The following is a 20,136-nucleotide window of genomic DNA, read 5'->3' as shown; positions in this document are numbered from 1 at the left end:
ACTTTAATGGCTGATGATACCCTCATTCCTAAACTTATGAAGGACTCGCTATCCCAAGCATGTTCTGAGGGTTTGCTCATTGCCAAATACCCTCCGCTTCAGGTTATAGTTCACTTTGATAAGAATTTTGTTGTAAAAATCAATCTTTCAGTAGCTCCTGTTTTCTCCTGTCTTTTTTTAGGGCCAGCAGCACACAAAGCCATGCAAGAAATTGTTTTATGGTGTTCGCGGTATGCCCAGGGGGAACATCCTCCCTTTTCCTCGCATTTCGCTAAAAACCTTATCCCCCCACAATATCTGAAAATCCTAAACTGCATTGGAAAGATTCCCTTTGGGGAACAGCAAACCTACGCTGAGATCGCAAAAAAAACCGATACACATCCCAGGACTGTAGGAGCTGCGTGCAAGCAAAATCCTCTTCTGCTTTTCTTCCCTTGTCACCGCGTCATAGGAAGCAATGGCGAACGTAATTACATCCTAGGACCTGCAATTCATGAGATACTGTTGAAATTCGAGAAAAGCTACTATCCTCTCGTATGAATAGCTACTCAAGAGTCTTGCAGACGGGGATCTAAAGCATCACGGACTCCATCTCCTATCAGAGCTATCGCAATCAGCAACATCGTTAATATGAGTGCTGGAGGCCAAAGAACAGCGCTCTCTGCAGGGAACCCTGTAACACCTTCTCTCATAAGATTTCCCCAAGAAGCGGAGCTCTCCTCTCCCAAACCTAAAAAGGTCAGACCTGCTTCACAGCTAATCATAGCCATCATGGCAAAGGGAACTAAAGAAATGACAGGGACAACAGCATTGGGAAGAATCTGATGCACCATAATATAATAGTGACTATACCCTAAGTTTGTGGCCGCAAGAACATATCCGCGGTCTCGTTGTTTTAACACTTCAATTCGGATATACCTACTAAATCCTGTCCAACCAAAACATCCCAGCAAGACCGTATTCAATATTAAAGATTTCTTTTGTGTTATGGAAATTACCAACATCAAGATAAAAAGCACAGGCATGGTCTCCCAAATTTCAGTAAACCGAGATAGGATCATATCCACGGTTCCACCAAAATATCCCGAAACTAACCCTATGGTAATCCCAATAGCTAGGGCTATAGCAATCCCAATACCTGCGACTACCAAAGCTATGCGAATGCCAAATACCAAGGATGCAAACAGATCTTTCCGAGTCACTCTGGTAAGTTGCCACCAGGGAACATACTTGTTCATTTCCCGAGATCCCCCAGCGTCATCTTCCCAATGAAAACTACTAAAGAAAGGGTGGATCAAAATGCGAAGATCTTCGGATTCTTTCTCTATCCACACACGCTTATCTTGAATAAAGTTTATAGCACTGCGCAGCTTTGCATAACCCTCAAGTATGTGTCGGGTCTCTAACAAAGAATTTTTATAGGGCTCTGCCCGTTTCTGTACATCAGCATAAGCAATACAAAGGTCTTCGGGCTGTCCCCAATTGTTATAATCGGCTAGGTTTAATTCATGCTCTATTCTTGTCAATGCCATCAGAAACGGCCGGTAGTTGTCAGTAGCGCGATTCCAAGCTTGCTTTGCTGTCTCATAGGGACGCTGCATCTTGTCTACTCTTTGCTGTAATCTTTGAAGGCAGATTCTCTCATTTTTCATTTCAAGGTGACGCAATGTTGGCATCGGAGATCGTCTTTTGTCTTCAAAAGCTATCTGGTACTTCTGTAAAGAAGCGTCTTGTTTCTTCCGATACTTTGCCTTAATGAGAATCCCTAACTGCTCATACGTACTCATATAGCGCCGTTCCATCTCCCAAGTACGTGTGTCTTTAGGCACGAGCATTAGCATCTCAGAGTGTACCTTACTCATGTTCTCTCGAACCTTTTCAGCTCGCATTTTTTTTAAATGTTCCGCTGATGCTGGATCTTGGACTTTCCCACTATAAGCCCAAAAAAAGATAATACATTGAGAAATGACACACACCCCCACCAACCAACGGCGTAACCATCCCCTTGTCAACTTAAAAGAAAGTACAAAAAAGGGAAAAATTACCATCAGAACGTTGAAAAAGAGGTCCACTGGCTTAGTGTAGTATCCTGGGAAAAACAAGTACCTCAGCAAAGGAAAAAAGGCCTCTCCATGCCAAGTGACAAGTAGGGGTTTACTACTTGCAAATAAAGGAGCGTAAATTCCAATCACGGAAACCGCAATAAAAAATTTCCATGATAGAGAGGCTAGTAAATTCTTATGATAAGCAGCTAAAAAACGTTGATAAAAAGAAGGATGCTTCTGCATTTATATCCTCCTTCCCTCTAGCTGAACCCGTGGATCTAATAGTACGTAGCAAATATCTCCCAGCAAATATCCCACCAAAGATAGTGCTGATCCTACAAGCACAGAAAACAAAACTACATTGTGATCACGATTTAAAATTGCCTGATAGAAGAAGTTTCCAAATCCATCTATATCAAATAAGGTTTCCACAACCAAAGCCCCTCCAAGTAACGTTCCTAATGAAGATGCTAGAGAGGTCACTATAGACACTGCAGCGTTTTTCCCTACATGCTTATATAGAATATCCAGCCAGCGCACCCCTCGAGCTTTAGCCGCACAAATGAAATCCTGGCTTAATACTTCTAAAAATATCGCTCGACTTAATCGTGATTGCGCAGCAAGAGCTCCGTAGCTAACTGCACAGAAAGGTAAAAACCCGTGCGACAAGAAGTCAAAGAGACGCCCTAAAGTACTGAGCTCATTCAACACCTCTGGAGGCGAACACAAACCTGAGTAGGGCATCGGAATTGAGGTAAATGGAATCGTTTTATTAATAACAAAGTTATCTAGAATCCAGGGAACTGCAACAAATACAGGAATTGAGAATAGAATAAGAAAAATAAAATTCAGGGAGTGGTCTATCCAGTGGTTTCTTTTCAATGCCATTACCATACCGAATAGTTGGCATAAAACAAAGCCAACAATCATAGGTAAGATTGATAGTACTAAAGAACAACGTAAACGCTTGGTGACTTCTGAAATTACAGTCTTATGTGAATCATTTCGTAAAGTTCCAAAATCTAATCGTAAAACTCGTGACATGTAGCGAGAAAAGCGGGTCTCACAAAAAAAAATCTTCCAGAACTGCTTAGAGCTATAGCAAAAAACTTCTGTTCCTCCGTGATCTTGAAACCATCCTTTTAACATTTCAACTTTAGTATTGATATCTTCTTCGTTGAGCTGTCTTACTAAAAAAGCATTGCTCTCTGCGATCTCTTTATTTCGGACTCTTTGCTCAGGGCTAAGATTAGGGCCGACTATGCCTTGGAGTACTCCACCACGAATAAATAAGTCTGCAGCAATATGGCGATACTTAAGATCGTGGGAGGTATCATCAGCTTCAAATAGCAATGCAGGCATGATAAACTTGGCACAATCCCCCCAATATACCCAGGACTTGGAACCATTTTTCACTCCTGCAGTTTTATTACTCGCATGTGCAAGTTCTTGGAGTCCTGCCTGAATCTTCTTATGAGTAATCTTAGGGCGAGTGTTAAGGAAAATAGGTAGTGTGAGCCCATAGTGTTCTCGAAATTGCAAATAACGGTCAGGACCCTTATAAGAGCGCATCTTATCGGATTTCCCAGCCTCCCCCAAAGAGTCCATAGACTTTTCTTCCAAAACATCCCCAGGAGCTGCGTTTAAAATTACAAAATTGATAGAGACAATAGCAAATAAAGTGAGCGGGATTAAAACTAAACGTTTTAGGATGTACTTAAGCACTGATCCTCCTTCTTCTCGAGCCATACCATAGTTAGGTTGACAGTCTCATCCTGAGCCTCAGGAATTAAATCTGTTCTATGTATAGGTACGAAAATATTTCTCACATAATCCTTATAAAGCAAGGAACAGTGTCGTGAGAATAAGAAAGCATAGGGAGCTTCTTCATGAATAATTTCATGAAAACGATGGTAAAGCCGATTACGTTCTTTGGGATCGTATTCATAGCTTAGTTTATCTATAATTTTATCAGCTTCTTCATTGTGAAAACCTACGGTATTCGCCGAACCTTTTTCCATAGCCCCTTCAGAATGCCATAAAGCCCTAGGATCCTCAGGAGGAATTCCTAAACACCACCCCATTAAAAGGGCATCGAAATTCTTCTCATCAAAAGCTTGTGAAAGATCGGCCATATCCAGACCTAGAAGGCTACACTCTATCCCGATTTCCTTACACGCAGTAGCTACGTAATCAGCAATGGTTCGAGCTGTTACACTCTTCACATAATAGCACAAACGGAAACGGAACGGGACAATCACACCGTCGATAACTTTTTCTCGGATTCCATCGCCATCGGTATCTATCCAACCCTCTTCTTCCAATAGACGAGCTGCTTCTTCTGGAGAATAATGCCATCCTTCGATTTGCTTATTATAAGAAGGAGAGTTAGAAGCAAAAGGTCCGCTAATCGTGTAGCCTTGGCCATCCAAGCATTGTTCGATAATCCTCTCTCTATCGATAGCCATATTCATAGCGCAGCGCACCTGTCGGCTTTGGAAAAATAACGAGTAGCAATTCCATCCTATGTAAGTATAGGCTCGATCTGATGAGATCGTTTCACGAATTGCCCCCCCTTTAGCCACTTGCTTGTTGTACGCAGGGCTTTTCATAAAACTATAGAAGTTATCCCTTTGGTTTGGGGGAAGGTAGGAAATATCTATTTTTCCTGTCTTAAAATCTTGAAATAAAGAGTCTGAGCTTTCTTTAAAATAAACGTAACGCTTTTCAAGGAGAGCTGCAAGAGGATCATAGAAATCAGGATTTCTAGAAAAAACTATCTTCTCATCATCCATACCTGCAAAGTAGTAGGCTCCACAACTTACAATATAGTTGTTCGCCCAATGCATAGTGAAATTTTGCGCCCAAATGGAATTTGTCCGGTAGGCATCGCTGTTATTCTCATCTTCAATAATTTTTTCACCGTTAGCAAAATACTGATATACAAATCTAGGGAGAGGCTGCAAGCTCAGGGTATTAGAGAATGCAGAATAGAGGACTTTACGCTCTTCCTTTCCTTCTTCATTGATTATCGTGTGTGCTTTCCATCTGATTACTAATTTTAAGTCGTTTTCTACTGAGACGGAAACAATATCTTCATAATAAGAGCGCAAAGCTACTGCTCGCATTGTTGCTACATAAGGATTCATAACAACGTCGTAGAAAAACTTAATATCATGAGCTGTCACAGGATGAGGACGTAGGAATACTTCATCTAGCTGAACGTGCTTTGGAAAGACCTTAGGCTCTATAGGACGCCAAAAAATATTAGGACGGAGATAGATGTGAAACTCCTTATCCCCAGAGCCATCTTCAACAAGATGTTCTTCTATTTTGACAGCAAGATCTGGAGAAAATGCTTCATATTTTCCTACGTGGGGAGAGGCTAAACTAGGGATGCAAAGATCATAAAAACCCATCACATAATCAAAGCCGTTAAAAGGACTCAAATTTTCAGGTTTCCCAACATGGGCGGTACGCAGAATTCCATGAGGATGAAAATTTGTTCCTAGCAGTTCAGGGAGAGTCTTCTGTTTATAGGGGTCTGGCGAAAGTAAATTAGGATAATCAGGATCTCCAGACAACAAAGCAAAAGCCTCGTCTCGGACGAGGTTAGGAGGAGTTATAGAGCCAGGCACCGCAGGCATGACCTGTGATATCTGCTGTTGTTTAACTACGCGTGAGATTTCACGAATATCTTCTTGAATATCTCTGACGTTACCTTTTATTGACTTGATGTCTCTTTCAAGTAGGTCTGAGGACCAATACAACAAAATTAAAGAACCAGCAACAATCCCTTTTAAAATTTTGTCTAGCACACATCTTCTATACATGTGACCACCCCCTCCACTTTTAGAGGCAAGGGCTCATAGGGATCTCTCCCGAGCCATTTAACCCGAGGGACCTTAGATTTTGTGTGGTATTAAAATCTCTTGAAATCTTGTACAGTAGGTGTTGCTTAGCACAATCAAGAGAACGTATTTCTTCCTTCTGCAGGGGGGAAAACATTTTTAGGTGATATTTAGATAGCAATATGACAAGCTCCTCGTATGCCAATCGATCCTGTTTGAATTGTAAATTATCTAGCTGCAAACAACCTAAATAGTTCAGCAGCATGTTTTGAAGTCTCTTTGCTTGACACAAACCGTATTGAAAAGATTTTTTAATCTTCATGTAACTATGTTATGCTTTGGACTATGAATGGGTCAAGAAATTTCAGAAGGGGAGACAAGTAACAAAGATTTTTTTAGAAATTATTCGTCGTTACATAAAGTCAAAACAATCTCCAAAATTTTAATATCCGAGTACTTTGAGCATGGAAATCATAGCTCAGCTCGTTGTAGAAAAAAAAAGACAAGCAAGAGTTGAAAAACTCTTGCTTGTCTTTTTGAAACTGAAGTTATTCAGCATGGTCACGATCTGGAGACTCTGGGGAATCTGAATTCTCTTCTTCTGACCCGTCTTTTGACTCATCACCAGAATTCTCGTGGGTTTCGTCTTGGGGAGCTCCACAAAGCTGAGGCTCGCACCCAAAAGCTGAGCCCGCAGAAGGAAGCACAAGAGCTAAAAGAAGGGCTAACATTAATTTTTTCATTTTTATTCTCCTTATTTAAAATACGACAGCTCAAACCGAGATTGGCCAAATAATCAGTAACCTAGGACAAAACAAAGGCTGCCGTAAAGGTTTCCAAGCACTATATAAAAAAAGAAAAATAATCTGCAAATAAAAACTATATTAACCAATGTATAGTGTTATTACTCATGTTGTTGAGGAAACAAGTAAATATCATAGAGTAAAACTATAATTCCCAAAACTGGCAATCCTATAACCAATGGCAGTCGCATTCACCACAATCATCTTCAGACTCCTCCTCGGAGCCTGTTCCCTCTTTTGAATCATCATCAGAATGGTCGTGAGTTTCGTCTTGGGGAGCTCCACAAAGCCGAGGCTCGCACCCAAAAGCTGAGCCTCCAGAAGAAAGCGTAAGAGCTAAAAGAAGGGCTAACATGATTTTTTTCATTTTCATCCTCCTTATTTAAAATCAGTAACCTAGAACAAAATAAAGGCTGCGATCATGGTTCCTTGTATCATGTAAAAAAGAAAAATAATCTACAGATAAGTATATTAACCTATGCATAGTGTTATTGCTCGCGTTGTTGAGGAAACAAGTAAATACCATAGAGTAAAATTACAATTCCCAAGACTAGCAATCTTATAGCCAAGGGGATAGGTAAAAGGCCTAAAGCCAAACACCCATCTATAAATACCTGTGCAAGAGGGTTAGCGGTAAATATAATACTTACCGCAGCAGAAGCACAGAGGGCGACCAGTAAGCCTAAAATTGCTATAGCACTAGCAATTTCATAACGAGAACGTACAGAAAAATCCGCCCGCCAAGAAACCCTGAGTCTGTTCCATAGACTCTCTTGGCTCAAAAGAGGATAACTAAATGTTATTTCATTCATTCAATTAATGATATCCTGAGGATGTATTGTAGAAAATCTCTAAAAAATTAGTATTTATATTCAACACCGTAAAATTTAATAAGTTTTTGTGATTTTTTATAATCTCTTTTTTTTATCTCCTCATAAATTCTTAGACCTTTAGCATTCATACCCTGTTGAAAATAAAGAATTCCTAATTTAGACATAGTTTCTATATCATTGGGTTTTAGTTTGAGGACAATTTCATACTCCTGGATCTCTTCCATAGGCATTTGCAAGTCATGATAACTATAAGCTAGTTGTGCGTGTACCCAAGCATTACCTGGAGCATATTCATTTAAAATTTGAAATTCTTCAATCGCTCTTCGCGCTGTTGCAAAAAATTTTTCTTGAATTTCATCGCTATACCTACCTGAGGGAATCCAATAATTGGCATCAAACTCTGGATATTTTCTTGGATCTGCGTAAAGACCAGAAAGAGCTACGTAGGCATCTGCTAAAGAGACATGTGCACTAAGGTCTACAGGGACGGCTTGAACAACTTTGATATAAGCCTCGATAGCTTTCTGGAGTAAACATTCACGAAAAAGAAAGTAATCTTTCCAAAAACAAAAACAGCTAAATTTCCTAATGACACTATGATTTGGCAAGAATTTGAATATATCAGCAAGAAGAGAGTATTCTTGATTTTGAAGATTTATGGATAACTTAGTAGCAGCTGCAGCTAAATGAGATTGTTCTTCGACAATGTTTTGCGCTCGTTTATTCAGAGGAAGAGCCGCTTCCAGATACTTTGAAGATAGATCCTCAAAAAAATCTAGCTTCCCTGAAAGAAGATAGAGCCGTGTGACAAGGCAAATAAAGAGCGTAAGAAAGAAACAAGCAAGACAGAATGCTGGAATGACTGTTTTTCCTGAGAATAAAAAGAAATATAGAAAAAAGCTAAGCTCAAGAGTCATGAAAAGACAGGCACTGAAAACAAAAACGGTCTGCTTAATTAAGTACTTACGTAAAGAATGGCTTGTTTTGTTACATAAAGCTTCTAAACTGGCCTGAAAACCTAAAGGTTTCATGAATTCTGAGTCCTTCTTTGTTAATTCTAATGGAAAATTATGAGATTAATTGTTTTAATGCAATGTTCCATCTCCCTATTTCCAGTAAAAAAGCTATAGCCATGACTTCTCCTGCGTACCTACTAGCTAATTTTGGAGGGCCTCGTCATGCTGAAGACCTTCAAGAGTTTCTTATTTCGTTACTTACTGATAGAGATGTCACAGGAACTTTTCTCCCCAAATTACTACATAGAAATCTGTTTACTTTTATTGCTAAAAAACGAATATCCAAGGTTCTTCCTCAGTATGAATCACTGGAAGACTGGTCTCCTATTTATTCTGACACCGAAATCCTTGCTAAAAGACTCTCTGAAATCTGCCGAACTCCTGTAATTCCGTTTCACCGCTATCTACCTAGCACTCATAAAAATACCCTCGATGCTCTACGTTCTTTAAACACGCGCTCCATTACAGGGATACCTTTATTCCCTCATTTCACCTATTCTGTTACTGGAAGCATTGTGCGTTTCTTTATGAAACATTTGCCAGAAACACCTATTTCCTGGATTCCGCAATTTGGTAGCGATCCCAAATTTGTTTCTGTCATCACCTCTCATATTCAGGATTGCCTTCAAAAATCAAGAATCTTAGAAAAAGAGTGTTGCTTCTTATTTTCTGTACACGGACTCCCTGTACGCTATATCTCTCAGGGAGATCCTTATAGTAAGCAATGTTATGAATCATTTTCAGCAATTACTGCTAACTTCAAAGAAGCTGAGAATTTTCTTTGCTTCCAATCTAAATTTGGTCCTGGGAAATGGCTCTCTCCATCAACTGCGCAACTATGTAAAAACATACAGACAGATAAGCCTAATGTCATTGTTGTGCCTTTTGGCTTCGTTTCAGACCACTTGGAAACTCTATATGAAATAGAAAAAGACTACCTGCCTCTGCTACGCTCCCGAGGATATCAGGCATTACGAATCCCTACGATTTATGGCTCCCCTCTTTGGGTCTCTGCTCTTGCAGGTATCATGAAGGACAATCCTACAGTAGCTGCCCAAGGGTTAATAAAAACGGGGAAAAAGAAAAATTATGTTTTATAAGCTTTTAAGGAAGACGGTATTGATGTTTTATAGCATTGTATTTTCCTGAACGTCGTGTTTTCACAAGTCCTGCGTTAAACGCTTCAAGCAACTCCCCATTTCTCCCTTTTAGTACCACAAGCCGTAGACCGTCTGCATTTAAGGGTTCTGAGATAATTTTTAGTCTTCCTTTGTACGCAGTCTCTATTAATGCAGTCACTTCAATCACAGGAGCTAGAAGGGCATCGTAACAACTAGACGTTAAACCTTCCAATGCTATTGGAACATGCTGGTACAGGCTAATCACAGCCTCGGGAATATTTTGAGCGACAAGAACTGAAGAGTCAAATTTATAGGCCCCAATAAGACGCCCCTTAAGATCCTCTATAGATTGGTAAGGAGAATCTTGAGCAACGACAAGGACAGGACCTGTGAGCAAAATAGGGTCTGAAAATTGGTAGTGTTCGAGCATTTCAAGAGTAGGGAGTACAGATGTAAATGCTCCTCGGGTCTTTTGATCATCTAAATTCTCAAAGAGATGTACCCAATCTTGATTTACAATATTGATATTCAGATTCTCCTTATAGTTAATTTCGGAAACAAGATCATTTAAAAATGCATTGATATCTGATGTATAAATGCCAAATTGTTTTGGAAACCAGGTAGCATCACGACCTACAAGAACTTCTCTCTTTGCTCGAGAACATCCGAAAAAAATTAGACCTGCAGCCAGTAAACATATTAAGAAATTTATCTTCCAAGAAAATTTTATCTTCACGTTTAGCTGTGCCTCTCTTTTCTGCCTCTTTTTGCATCATATTCTAGATAAGAAATTTTTATCCAGCGCGCTATAAATCCTAATTTTAAAAAAGGCTTATTAATATAAATATCTAAAAAAATAGAAATTTATAAAAAAATTATGAATCTGAAAATCAATACTTTCTGATAAAAAGACAAGTTACTCGATACTTACTGATTCTTGAGAGTCGCTTTTCAAAAGATACTCAGATAGATAGGTTTTCCCAAGTTTTCTTCTTCGTCTTAGGATCAAACTTTCACAAAGAATCTCTTGATTTGAGGCATTTTCTAAAAATATAGTCCCTTGAGAATTAAGAATTTTTCCCAAAACAATATTCTGTAAAAGAGTTTCTACATAATCATTACGAAAATCATAAGGGGGATCTATATAAATCAGATCAAAGGATCTCTTTTGTTTCATAAGTCTTTGAATTGCCAATCTAGCATCTTGCCTAAAGATCATGATAGGAAGTTCTTCCCCGAGTAAAGCACTATTTGCGTGTATTAAGTGTACCGCTTTTGGTGAGATGTCTACGAAAACAACATAAGCGGCTCCACGACTTAGGGCTTCAAAACCCACAGACCCCATTCCAGAAAAAAGATCTAGAAAAGCAGCTCCTTCGATATCTGCCCCACAGATGTTAAAAAAAGATTCTTTCACTAAACCTGAAGTGGGTCGGATATTAGAATTAGAAAATGTTTTTAGGGATTTCCCCTTGTATTTACCTGCTAAAATTCTCAAAGCACCTCTTGCGGAATAAAGTCCACGTAATCGGCAGCCACTAATAAGTACTGAATCCCTCGGATGTTACCAAACCCATCTATAGGACGTCGCACTTTATGAAGATGGCCAAATAGGCATAAAGAGACTCTTCCATCGGTTTCCAATAATTCCGAAACAGGTCCTGAAGTACCATCACTGCTGATCGGGGGATAATGCGTCATCACAATCACCTCTGTCACTTCTTTAGGGAGGGCAGCAATAGCTCTCTTTAAACGGCCGAACTCTCGAAGAAAGATTTTTTCATCCTGCTCTGTATAAAGTTTTTCTTGAACAGGAGGAACAAGTAGACACTCACTCTTCACACATATTGTAGGACTATCCCACAGTCTCACTCCTACAATAGCGAGGTGCGGTTTCAGCAGGGTAAAGCCCTGGGTCAAATAGTATAGAGAGGGGGGGAGTGCTTGTACAATTTTACTTCTTGAAGCGGAGCTCCAGTAATCATGATTCCCACGAATCATATATTTAGTCCCAGGGAGATCGCCGATAAAGGCAAAATCTTTATGAGCCTCTGAGAGATTCATAGCCCAAGAAATATCCCCTGGCAGGAGAACGATATCTTCTGGATTGACAATAGCTTCCCATCGAGAACGAATTTTCTGATGGTATCCTATCCAGGGTTCTCCAAAAACTTCCATAGTTTTTTTAGGGACTCCTAAGGCAAGGTGTAAATCTGCCAAACCATAAATATGCATTTGAGGGAAGCCAATGTGAAAACGCGATTATTGTCACTAATGTAGAAACTCCAACCATAAAAAGCAAACGTCTCTGAAGTTCGTTTCTTTGGAGAACCCTTGCTCAGCTTGAGCATTTTACTTTGATTTAGAAGATATAGTTATCAGGAATGTGTGTGCCCTTGGGAACAATAATAATATTGTCTCTCACAAATAGTTTTTTGTCAGGAGAATCATATTCCGTATAGCCCATGAGATTTTGTAGTTTGACGCCATTTCCAATACGACAATTTTCATCTATGATCGCTTTATGAATCTCGCAGTCTTTACCAATTCCTAAAGAGGGTATCGATGAAGATCCATACCGAGCATTGCCCATAATTATAGATTGCTCCACTACAGAGTTCTCTCCAATCTTACTACGAATCCCTAAGACACTCTGAGATACACGACTCGTATCAATAACACAACCCTCACACAATAAAGAACTTGAGATCATAGAATCAGTAATAATAGCTCCAGGAAGATGATGATTTTTACTATAGATCATTCCTTTATCATCATAACAATTGAGACCTCTTTTGGCTTTGTGAGGCTTTTGAGTTAACGCTATATTTGCTTCATAATAGGAATCTATGGTTCCAATATCTGTCCAATAGCCATTATAAAGCAGAGCTTGTACTTGTCCCCGTTTCATCTGAGTTTTAATAAGATCCTTCCCAAAATCGTTTCCTTGTTCTTCTGTAAGTAAAGAAAATAGACCTTCTCTTCGGAATAAGTAGATGCCCATGGACCCAAGAAAGTCTCCTGAATCTTCGGTTAATTTGTGGATGCGGCGGTGTTCAGAAGAGAGCCGAAAACGATTTAAAACTTCCTTTTCTTGAGGCTTTTCATAGAAATCAACGAGCTTTCCTTGAGAATTGATCTGCAGAACTCCCATCCTATGCGCATCTTTTTCTGGGATAGGCTGGGCAACAAGAACCATGTCTACATTGGTTCTTATTGCCGTATCTACAATGGACCTAAAGTCCATATTGTAGAGCTGGTCTCCCGATAAAATTAAGAAGTATTCGATTTCTGTATCTTCAAAATAAAGTAGGTTTTTTCGAATAGCATCTGCTGTACCCTGATACCACACCTGGTCACCCTGACGTCCTTCAGGAGCAAGAAGATGTATCTGATCCTGCAAAACTCCATGGTAAAAATATGTCTTAAATAAATGCTGTTGTAAAGTATAGGTAAGGTACTGACCTATAACAAAAATTTTCGAAAAACCTGCACGAATTGCATGAGATATTGGAATATCAATAAGCTTATACCGTCCTCCAAAAGATACGGTAGGCTTGCAGCGGCAGTTAGTTAGAGGAGATAGCCTTTTGCCCTCACCTCCACATAAAATAATTACTCCAACCTTATCTCGATAAAAATGAGAGCTCTCAAAATTTGAGGTAGCCCCCTGAAAATCATTTTCTATCATTTGTATTCGCCTGTTCTAATTTAATTTTAAATTAGAAACAAATAAAAAGGCCAACACAACAAAACAAATAAATTTTATAGAAATAATTAAATTCTTTTTAATAAATAAGTTCTAGAAATTAGATTTCAATTCCTAGATTTTCCGAAATTTTGTTTGCCAAAGCCAAATCACCACTACTTAACTTACCGTAAGTGATCAAAGCCTTTATCAAAGTAGGTATAGTAAATACCGAACTTACTTTTATTCCCTGTGGACCAAGCGGTTGACACTCTTTTTCTCTACGATCTAAAAATACCAATGCTTCACGAATTACAAGGCCATTTTCTTCTAGAGCCGTTGCAGTCTCTATTATAGATTTTCCTGAGGCGACAATATCATTAATCACCAAGCATGTTTGTCCTGGAGTAAATAAACCTTCTACTTTAATAGTGTCAGGATTATCGGCATTCTGCAGTTCTTTCCTTCGCAATACCATGGGAATATTATATTTTAGAGAGATGCAGGTTGCTAAGGTTAAAGCGGTATAGGGAACTCCGCAAAGTAAACTACTATTGAATGAAGGACGTAGGCGCCAAATGAGAGTCGCGACTGTCTGAAGAACTTCTGGAGAGGAGATCACAAGGCGCATATCTACATAAATAAGAGTTTCTTCCCCACTGGCCAAAATGTGTTTTCCGAATTTTATCGCTCCGATCTGGTATAGAATTGCTACAGCATTAGCACATAATTTTGCATCTTCGTAATTTACCATGTTCTAGTGTCTCCGACCATTTTTTGACAAAATACAAAAAGCTCACCTATAAAGGGAAACATGCTGATACGCCTATTTCTCGGTATTCCTCTTCCCAAAGGCTTTCCCTTATATGTTGAGCCTCCCTTAGTTCTTGCAACATTTCAAGGAACTCGGTTTGTGGGAACTTATAGCGAGGCTACAGACCCTTTGTATATCGATAATTTGAATCTAGATTACCACTATACTCAAGAATTACTTTATAAAGCAGTCCCTTGTAATTATAAATCTATATATAGAGAGATACCTTTAATCATTTTCCCAGAAGTACTCATAGGAGGTACGCCAATACCATCTAGTCCAGAGAGTAAGTGACGTCCTACCTAAAAGCATAAGAGACTAAACAAGATTATTCTTTGAGTGACAACAGAAACTCTGCGTTACTATTGGTTTTCTTCAACCTTCCTAGCAGGAGGTGCATAGCGTCTATGGCAGTAAGATCTGCTATAGCTTGACGGAAAAGGTATACTCTTTCTAATTCGCTAGGATGATAAAGGAGTTCCTCTTTTCTAGTTCCGCTCTTAATTAAATCGATAGCTGGATATGTTCTTCGATCTGAGAGACGTCGATCTAAGACTAACTCCATATTTCCAGTGCCTTTGAATTCTTCAAAGATTACTTCGTCCATTCTGGATCCAGTATCAATCAAAGCGGTTGCGAGAATGGTTAGCGATCCTCCACCTTCAATATTTCTCGCAGCACCGAAGAAACGTTTGGGTTTATGCAATGCACTCGCATCGACACCCCCAGTAAGAATTTTTCCAGAATGCGGCTGGACTGTATTATACGCACGAGCTAATCGTGTTATAGAATCGAGTAAAATCACCACATCGTTTCCGTGTTCCACTAAACGACGAGCTTTCTCTATAACCATTTCAGCCACTTGAATATGCCTTTCTGGTTGCTCATCAAATGTCGAAGCAACAACTTCTCCACGCACTTGACGAATCATATCGGTAACTTCTTCAGGCCTTTCGTCAATTAACAAGACAATAAGAACGATATCAGGATTATTTACAGCAATAGCGTGTGCTATACTTTGGAGAATAACAGTTTTCCCAGATCTTGGTGGCGCTACAATTAAGCCCCGCTGTCCTTTTCCAATTGGAGCAGTAAGATCTAAGACTCTCTCAGCGAAATGATCTTTCCCCATCTCCATAACGATTCTCTCATTAGGATACAGTGGGGTTAAGTTTTCAAAAAGTACACGCTCTTTAGCTTTATCTGGAGTAGATCCGTCGATCTTATCTACTTTTAATAGAGCGAAGTACTTTTCCTTCTCCTTAGGCGAACGGATCGTACCAATAATCGTGTCACCTTTTTTCAGATCAAATCTACGAATTTGAGCTGGAGAAACATAAATGTCTTCAGCAGAAGGTAAATAATTATATGTTGGGGATCTCAGAAAGCCAAATCCATCTGGAAGAACTTCTAAGACGCCTTCACCTATAAGCAATTCATCTGGTCGTTCTGACTTAGCTTTGACAATCTCAAACACTACTTGAGACTTAGTTAGAGATCCTATATTTTTCACACCGTATTGGCGAGCCAATATATTAAGCTCTTCTATTCCCATTCGTTGCAGTTTAGCAATCTTTGTAACTGTGACAGACTCGGCCTCTTCAGACTCACTGGCAACTACAGCACACTCTCCTATACAAGATTTCTCGTGCATAGAAACATATACATGTTTTTTCGTTTCTTTCACCTTAGGCAAGATTTCTGAAGAACGCTCTTCTTTCATAATGCTCCCTTTAAAGCGTAAAAATATTCTTCAATTTTTTGATGTAATTCTTCTTTAGTACCGTTGTTTTCAATAACAACATCTGCTTGTGCTAATTTTTCTTCGACACTTAGAAAACGCGAGCACCTTTGATAAAAGTCTTCAGAGGAGCGGCCAGTTTTTTTAATGAACCGTTCACGTCGAATATCTTCGTTTGCCATAATAAGAATCACTGAATCAAACCACGCTGCATAGTGTATCTCGTATAATAAAGGCACTTCTGCGACAAACAACGGATGCTTCTCATCTTGAATACCTTGATGATACTGTTCCTCAATAATTCGACAAACTTCTGGATGTAGAATGGCTTCCAGACCTTGCAATAGAACAGAGTTGCAAAAAACTTTGGCTGCTATGGCTTGCGCATCAAACGCCCCACCAACCACAACATCTGGTCCTAAAAGATCTATAACACGACGACCTACGCGCGTATGAGGAATAAGAAAACTATGCGAAATTTCATCAGCACTAACTACATAGGCTCCCAATTCCCGGAAAACCTGGCAAGCTTCGGTCTTTCCAGAAGAGAGATCCCCTGTAATGGAAACTTTTAATAATTTTAACATTCTGCCCAATTTTTTCCAATTAAGATATTCACAGCTATAGGAACAGATAAGGTCATGGCTGATTCCATCTTCTCTCTCACTAGCATCTGCATCTCTTCTATTTCTTCTTGAGGAACCTCGAACAACAGTTCATCATGTATTTGTAATAGCATACGGCTCTTCATTTGCTTTTGTTGTATTGCTTTTGAAATATCTAGCATTGCAAGTTTTATCAATTCAGCGGCACTTCCTTGAATACGAGTATTTACAGCAAAACGCCCTGAAGCAGCTCTTGAGCCAGGAAATTCATTCCAACTATCGATAATTCTCTCTCGACCTAACATTGTAGTCACCTTTAAATCTTTAGCTGCTTGTTCTATAGTTTCTTCAACAAAACGAGCAACTGCGGGATAACGAGAGAAATATGCTTGAATCAACTCTTGAGCTTCGCCAACAGAAATTTTTAAAACTTTTGCCAAACCAAAAGCCTGTTGTCCATAAACGATACCAAAATTTACTGTCTTTGCCTGCATTCGTTGCTGTTTCAAAACCTGTTCTAAAGGCACATGAAACACTTGTGATGCGGTAAAGGCATGAATATCTTCTCCTGACTCAAAAGCAAATTTTAACGATTCATCTTGGCTTAAATGCGCTAAAAATCTTAACTCAATTTGAGAATAATCGGCAGATAAAAAATAACTATTTTTCTCAGCCAAACGAAAAGCCTTCCTAAGTAACATTCCTCGTTCCGATCTTATAGGAATATTTTGCAAATTAGGATCTCGACACGCCAATCTTCCTGTGACAGTTCCTGTCTGATCAAAAGAGGGGTGTATTCTTTGTGTATTGGGATCTACTTGTCTCGGTAATGCCTTTACATATGTGGATAATAATTTTTCAATAGTTCGGAAAGCTAAAATTTTTTCAATAACTTCATGCTCACTACGTAAAGCCTCTAGTACCTCTGCCCTTGTGGATTTTGCCTTATCTATAGGACGAAGACCTAATTCATTATATAAAATATCTGATAACTGTTTTGGTGATTTTATATTAAATGGCTTTCCAGAAAGATCATAGATCTCTTCTGTAAGTGTCGCTAACTCTGTTTCGAGGATGCCTTCTAAAATTGCTAGCTCCTCAACATCTAAAGGCATTCCTGCTCTTTCCATAGAAAAGAGAACCTTCTCCAAAGGCATTTCAATATCACTTAAGATATGACCTAAATTCTTGCGGTTTATTCCTTCTAAAATAGACTCTTTTAATGTAGGGAGGTGGGCAACAAGCTCGCCAAAATATTGCTCAGGTTGTTCTGGTAAACGACCTATAGGCAGTCCCAAATTTCCCCATTCCTTAGCAAACCGATGGGCGTTTTCTGTAAATCCATGGTTTACTAAAAGAGATTGAAAGGAAGTCCTTCCTCCTCCGTTTGTCAAATGCTCAGCTAAAGCTAGATCACAAGAAATTTCTCGAATCACAATGCCTGCATTTAGAAGAGCGTGGCAATCTCGTTTTATATTATAACCATAGAAAGCAAGATCCTTTCTTAAAAAAAATTCTTTTAAAAGAGTAATGATCTCTGGGGATTCCTTCCCTAGGCGAATAAAAAACACCCCTGAACCTTGAGTTAAAGCCAAACCCGCAAGTTCCAAAGAAGGAAGATAGTTTCCTGTATAAGCTGCAGCAAAGGCAATGCTACCCTCTTGCAGAAGCTTTAAAACATTTGTTACGCTCTCGACATCTTCGAGTATCTGTACATCAACTGTAGACACTTTTGTTTGCTTGGACGGCACAAGAGTTTTAAATCCTTGTTGTATATAAAAGTGTATGAGTTTTTCTTCATCAGAGAGATGTTGTGGGAAAGTTAGTGACTGTATTGGCAAAGGAATCGGGATACTATAATCTAAGAGAGCTAGCTTTTTACTAAGCTCTAAAGTGTCTCGCCGTTCACTCAGCATTGTTTGACTTAATCCTTTAACCTCTTCTAAATTTTCTAAAAGTCCTTCAACACTTCCAAATTGTTTAAGAAGCGCTGTGGCTTTTTTAGGCCCACAACCTGGAAGGCCAGGAATGTTATCAGAAGAGTCTCCAACTAATGCGAGATAATCTGGAATGTTCCTAGGAGGAATTCCATAACGGTCTACCACCTCTTGAATCCCTATAATCCCTTGATCTGTCCAAGGATTCCATGCTACAACATGATCATCGACAAGCTGTAACAAATCTTTATCTGCGGTGCATACACAAACTTCATAATTCTCCTGAATCGCCTGCTTAGCAATACTTGCAATGACATCGTCAGCCTCTACCGATTCTTTTTCTAAATAAGCTAATCCTATTAAAGAGCAATACTCTTTAACTAAAGCAATTTGTGAGGGGATATCTTCAAATTTTTTCTGCCGGTTACTTTTGTAATCAGCATAGATCTCCTGACGGCTTTGTTTATTATTGGGCCCGTCAAAAACGGCTACCATGTGTTCTGGGGAGAATTCTTTAATAAGCTTATTTAAAGAACGAATAAATCCAAAAACTGCTTGTGTTGCTTTTCCTTGAGGATTTTTCATTTCTGGCAAACCAAAGTATGCACGAAAGATAAATCCCGAAGCATCTAAAACGAACAGTTTTTTCATTGCGCTTTCCCTTTACTTAAGACCACTTTACAATGCTAAGTAGGGAGGTTTGTATGCAGCATCGTGGGATAAAGGCATAACTTCATGTTTAATCTTACCTGTAACTAATGGGCTTCTAGCTAGAGCCATAGCCATCCGTTTCCACCAACCCTCACCACCAGCGCCAACAACTCTATAGTTATCTTCAATCTTGCAAACAGCAACGATATCTTGAAGCACTTGTTCTTTAGTCGCGCCTACAACATCAATATATCCTTCTTGTTTGGCTTTCTCTGGTGAAAAAATACGTGCTCCAAGCGTATGTACTAACTTTTCTTTAGTGATCAGAGGACGGTTTTGTGTAACTATATCTACAAATTCTCCGTAAAGAAAATTAAGAGTAGCTTGTCGTTCTTCTCTATCATGAGAAGTCCACGGTGTATAAGGGTTCATTGGAGCCTTATCTTTTCCAGATGTCAGTAGCTCACTCTCAACTCCGTACCGATTTAAACCTTCTTTTACATTGAAGAACGGCCCTGAACGCACTCCGACAGAACCAATAAGAGATGAGGAGGTGGCATAAATTTTATTTGCAGCACATGATACATAATAACCGCCTGAAGCACAGAGACCATTAACATAAATATAAATGGGATATCCTTTACGTTCTTTCCAAAAGCGAAGCATGGAGTAAATTCTATCGATCTCAAAAATCTCTCCTCCTGGGCAATCCATATCAATAACAATACCCTTCACACGTTCTTTAAGGGGAGCTTTTTCAAATCCTTCTAAAATATTTTGAACGGTTTTTGCGGTGTTTTTTGAGGAAGCAATCACATCTTTCATTTCAATAACAGCAATAACAGGAGCTGTTTTCCCTAGATCTTTTATCTCTCCTTCAGCGTCTGGCAGACTAACGAAAATAGCATCCCCTGTTCCTAAGGCTGAATTAATGAGTGCGAATATAACGACGAAAGCAAGAACAACTCCGCAACACAGTCCTACTATTGACAAAAAACCTTTGGATATGAATTGCCACAACGTTTTCATAA

The 20,136-nt window shown here is 39.2% G+C and carries 18 protein-coding genes and 2 pseudogenes; 3 read left to right on the top strand and 17 right to left on the bottom strand.

Going from position 1 to position 20,136, the window contains the following annotated elements; all coding sequences use genetic code 11:
- Positions 1-6 precede the first annotated feature (6 nt).
- Positions 7-540: a methylated-DNA--[protein]-cysteine S-methyltransferase gene (locus CMV32_RS03475; RefSeq protein ID WP_100934540.1), complete on the top strand. Its 534-nt coding sequence runs from the start codon at positions 7-9 to the stop codon at positions 538-540.
- 8 nt (positions 541-548) lie between these two features.
- Here CMV32_RS03475 and CMV32_RS03470 read toward each other — a convergent pair whose 3' ends face one another.
- The 8 genes and pseudogenes from CMV32_RS03470 to CMV32_RS03435 all read right to left on the bottom strand — a co-directional run bounded on the left by CMV32_RS03470 (position 549) and on the right by CMV32_RS03435 (position 8,563).
- Entirely contained in the window at positions 549-2,288 is a 1,740-nt protein-coding gene (locus CMV32_RS03470) for an ABC transporter permease (protein WP_100934539.1), read from the bottom strand.
- A complete protein-coding gene (locus CMV32_RS03465; protein WP_100934666.1) occupies positions 2,289-3,770 on the bottom strand; it encodes an ABC transporter permease in 1,482 nt (493 codons plus the stop codon).
- Positions 3,752-5,623 (bottom strand): annotated as a pseudogene (locus CMV32_RS03460) (ABC transporter substrate-binding protein); the annotation flags it as partial. The gene CMV32_RS03465 and the pseudogene CMV32_RS03460, both read right to left, overlap by 19 nt.
- 140 nt (positions 5,624-5,763) lie before the next feature.
- A pseudogene (locus CMV32_RS05730) lies at positions 5,764-5,863 on the bottom strand (hypothetical protein); the annotation flags it as partial.
- A gap of 581 nt (positions 5,864-6,444) precedes the next feature.
- Positions 6,445-6,639, bottom strand: coding sequence for a hypothetical protein (locus CMV32_RS03450; RefSeq protein ID WP_100934536.1), 195 nt, complete (start codon positions 6,637-6,639; stop codon positions 6,445-6,447).
- Positions 6,640-6,868: 229 nt separating this feature from the next.
- A complete protein-coding gene (locus CMV32_RS03445) occupies positions 6,869-7,066 on the bottom strand; it encodes a hypothetical protein (protein WP_100934535.1) in 198 nt (65 codons plus the stop codon).
- A 121-nt stretch (positions 7,067-7,187) separates the two neighbouring features.
- Complete coding sequence (locus CMV32_RS03440; protein WP_100934534.1) at positions 7,188-7,511, bottom strand: hypothetical protein; 324 nt, start codon at positions 7,509-7,511, stop codon at positions 7,188-7,190.
- Between the two features lie 47 nt (positions 7,512-7,558).
- Entirely contained in the window at positions 7,559-8,563 is a 1,005-nt protein-coding gene (locus tag CMV32_RS03435; protein ID WP_100934533.1) for a tetratricopeptide repeat protein, read from the bottom strand.
- A 101-nt stretch (positions 8,564-8,664) separates the two neighbouring features.
- Here CMV32_RS03435 and hemH point away from each other — a divergent pair, with 101 nt between their 5' ends.
- Positions 8,665-9,648 carry a ferrochelatase gene (hemH, locus tag CMV32_RS03430; RefSeq protein WP_100934665.1) on the top strand — a complete coding sequence of 328 codons (984 nt, stop codon included), beginning with the start codon at positions 8,665-8,667 and terminating at the stop codon, positions 9,646-9,648.
- A 4-nt stretch (positions 9,649-9,652) separates the two neighbouring features.
- Here hemH and CMV32_RS03425 read toward each other — a convergent pair whose 3' ends face one another.
- From CMV32_RS03425 to CMV32_RS03405, 5 genes are all read right to left on the bottom strand, one after another.
- Entirely contained in the window at positions 9,653-10,399 is a 747-nt protein-coding gene (locus CMV32_RS03425) for a transporter substrate-binding domain-containing protein (RefSeq protein WP_420807402.1), read from the bottom strand.
- 186 nt (positions 10,400-10,585) lie between these two features.
- On the bottom strand, positions 10,586-11,167 hold the full coding sequence (gene rsmD, locus CMV32_RS03420; protein ID WP_100934531.1) for a 16S rRNA (guanine(966)-N(2))-methyltransferase RsmD: 582 nt from the start codon (positions 11,165-11,167) through the stop codon (positions 10,586-10,588).
- Positions 11,164-11,904 (bottom strand): metallophosphoesterase, encoded by a 741-nt coding sequence (locus CMV32_RS03415; RefSeq protein WP_100934530.1) that lies wholly within the window; start codon positions 11,902-11,904, stop codon positions 11,164-11,166. The genes rsmD and CMV32_RS03415 overlap by 4 nt, the downstream gene beginning before the upstream one ends.
- Before the next feature lie 127 nt (positions 11,905-12,031).
- Positions 12,032-13,360 (bottom strand): glucose-1-phosphate adenylyltransferase, encoded by a 1,329-nt coding sequence (glgC, locus tag CMV32_RS03410; RefSeq protein ID WP_100934529.1) that lies wholly within the window; start codon positions 13,358-13,360, stop codon positions 12,032-12,034.
- A gap of 118 nt (positions 13,361-13,478) precedes the next feature.
- Positions 13,479-14,111 carry an orotate phosphoribosyltransferase gene (locus tag CMV32_RS03405; RefSeq protein WP_100934528.1) on the bottom strand — a complete coding sequence of 211 codons (633 nt, stop codon included), beginning with the start codon at positions 14,109-14,111 and terminating at the stop codon, positions 13,479-13,481.
- 60 nt (positions 14,112-14,171) lie between these two features.
- On the opposite strand from CMV32_RS03405, the gene CMV32_RS03400 reads away from it, so the two are divergent.
- A complete protein-coding gene (locus CMV32_RS03400) occupies positions 14,172-14,465 on the top strand; it encodes a hypothetical protein (RefSeq protein ID WP_100934527.1) in 294 nt (97 codons plus the stop codon).
- 34 nt (positions 14,466-14,499) lie between these two features.
- Here the strand turns inward: CMV32_RS03400 and rho are convergent, their stop codons facing one another.
- From rho to CMV32_RS03380, 4 genes are all read right to left on the bottom strand, one after another.
- Complete coding sequence (rho, locus tag CMV32_RS03395) at positions 14,500-15,726, bottom strand: transcription termination factor Rho (protein ID WP_420807401.1); 1,227 nt, start codon at positions 15,724-15,726, stop codon at positions 14,500-14,502.
- Positions 15,727-15,890: 164 nt separating this feature from the next.
- The gene (gene coaE, locus CMV32_RS03390) at positions 15,891-16,499 is read right to left on the bottom strand and encodes a dephospho-CoA kinase (protein WP_100934525.1); all 609 of its coding nucleotides are present in this window, start codon (positions 16,497-16,499) and stop codon (positions 15,891-15,893) included.
- On the bottom strand, positions 16,493-19,105 hold the full coding sequence (gene polA, locus CMV32_RS03385; protein ID WP_100934524.1) for a DNA polymerase I: 2,613 nt from the start codon (positions 19,103-19,105) through the stop codon (positions 16,493-16,495). The genes coaE and polA overlap by 7 nt, the downstream gene beginning before the upstream one ends.
- A 27-nt stretch (positions 19,106-19,132) precedes the next feature.
- Positions 19,133-20,134 (bottom strand): S49 family peptidase, encoded by a 1,002-nt coding sequence (locus tag CMV32_RS03380; RefSeq protein ID WP_100934523.1) that lies wholly within the window; start codon positions 20,132-20,134, stop codon positions 19,133-19,135.
- Between the last annotated feature and the right edge of the window lie 2 nt (positions 20,135-20,136).

The sequence above is a fragment of the Candidatus Chlamydia corallus genome (assembly GCF_002817655.1).
Lineage (GTDB): Bacteria > Chlamydiota > Chlamydiia > Chlamydiales > Chlamydiaceae > Chlamydia > Chlamydia corallus.
This window is presented reverse-complemented; position numbering and strand designations above follow the sequence as displayed.

What these genes read in the sequence shown, in the direction of transcription:
- glgC (WP_100934529.1), bottom strand. Translation starts at nt 13,360, where the DNA reads ATGATAGAAAATGATTTTCAGGGGGCTACCTCAAATTTTGAGAGCTCT.
- CMV32_RS03415 (WP_100934530.1), bottom strand. Translation starts at nt 11,904, where the DNA reads ATGCATATTTATGGTTTGGCAGATTTACACCTTGCCTTAGGAGTCCCT.
- rho (WP_420807401.1), bottom strand. Translation starts at nt 15,726, where the DNA reads ATGGGAATAGAAGAGCTTAATATATTGGCTCGCCAATACGGTGTGAAA.
- CMV32_RS03445 (WP_100934535.1), bottom strand. Translation starts at nt 7,066, where the DNA reads ATGAAAAAAATCATGTTAGCCCTTCTTTTAGCTCTTACGCTTTCTTCT.
- CMV32_RS03470 (WP_100934539.1), bottom strand. Translation starts at nt 2,288, where the DNA reads ATGCAGAAGCATCCTTCTTTTTATCAACGTTTTTTAGCTGCTTATCAT.
- hemH (WP_100934665.1), top strand. Translation starts at nt 8,665, where the DNA reads ATGACTTCTCCTGCGTACCTACTAGCTAATTTTGGAGGGCCTCGTCAT.
- polA (WP_100934524.1), bottom strand. Translation starts at nt 19,105, where the DNA reads ATGAAAAAACTGTTCGTTTTAGATGCTTCGGGATTTATCTTTCGTGCA.
- CMV32_RS03405 (WP_100934528.1), bottom strand. Translation starts at nt 14,111, where the DNA reads ATGGTAAATTACGAAGATGCAAAATTATGTGCTAATGCTGTAGCAATT.
- CMV32_RS03400 (WP_100934527.1), top strand. Translation starts at nt 14,172, where the DNA reads ATGCTGATACGCCTATTTCTCGGTATTCCTCTTCCCAAAGGCTTTCCC.
- CMV32_RS03450 (WP_100934536.1), bottom strand. Translation starts at nt 6,639, where the DNA reads ATGAAAAAATTAATGTTAGCCCTTCTTTTAGCTCTTGTGCTTCCTTCT.
- CMV32_RS03380 (WP_100934523.1), bottom strand. Translation starts at nt 20,134, where the DNA reads ATGAAAACGTTGTGGCAATTCATATCCAAAGGTTTTTTGTCAATAGTA.
- CMV32_RS03435 (WP_100934533.1), bottom strand. Translation starts at nt 8,563, where the DNA reads ATGAAACCTTTAGGTTTTCAGGCCAGTTTAGAAGCTTTATGTAACAAA.
- CMV32_RS03440 (WP_100934534.1), bottom strand. Translation starts at nt 7,511, where the DNA reads ATGAATGAAATAACATTTAGTTATCCTCTTTTGAGCCAAGAGAGTCTA.
- CMV32_RS03475 (WP_100934540.1), top strand. Translation starts at nt 7, where the DNA reads ATGGCTGATGATACCCTCATTCCTAAACTTATGAAGGACTCGCTATCC.
- coaE (WP_100934525.1), bottom strand. Translation starts at nt 16,499, where the DNA reads ATGTTAAAATTATTAAAAGTTTCCATTACAGGGGATCTCTCTTCTGGA.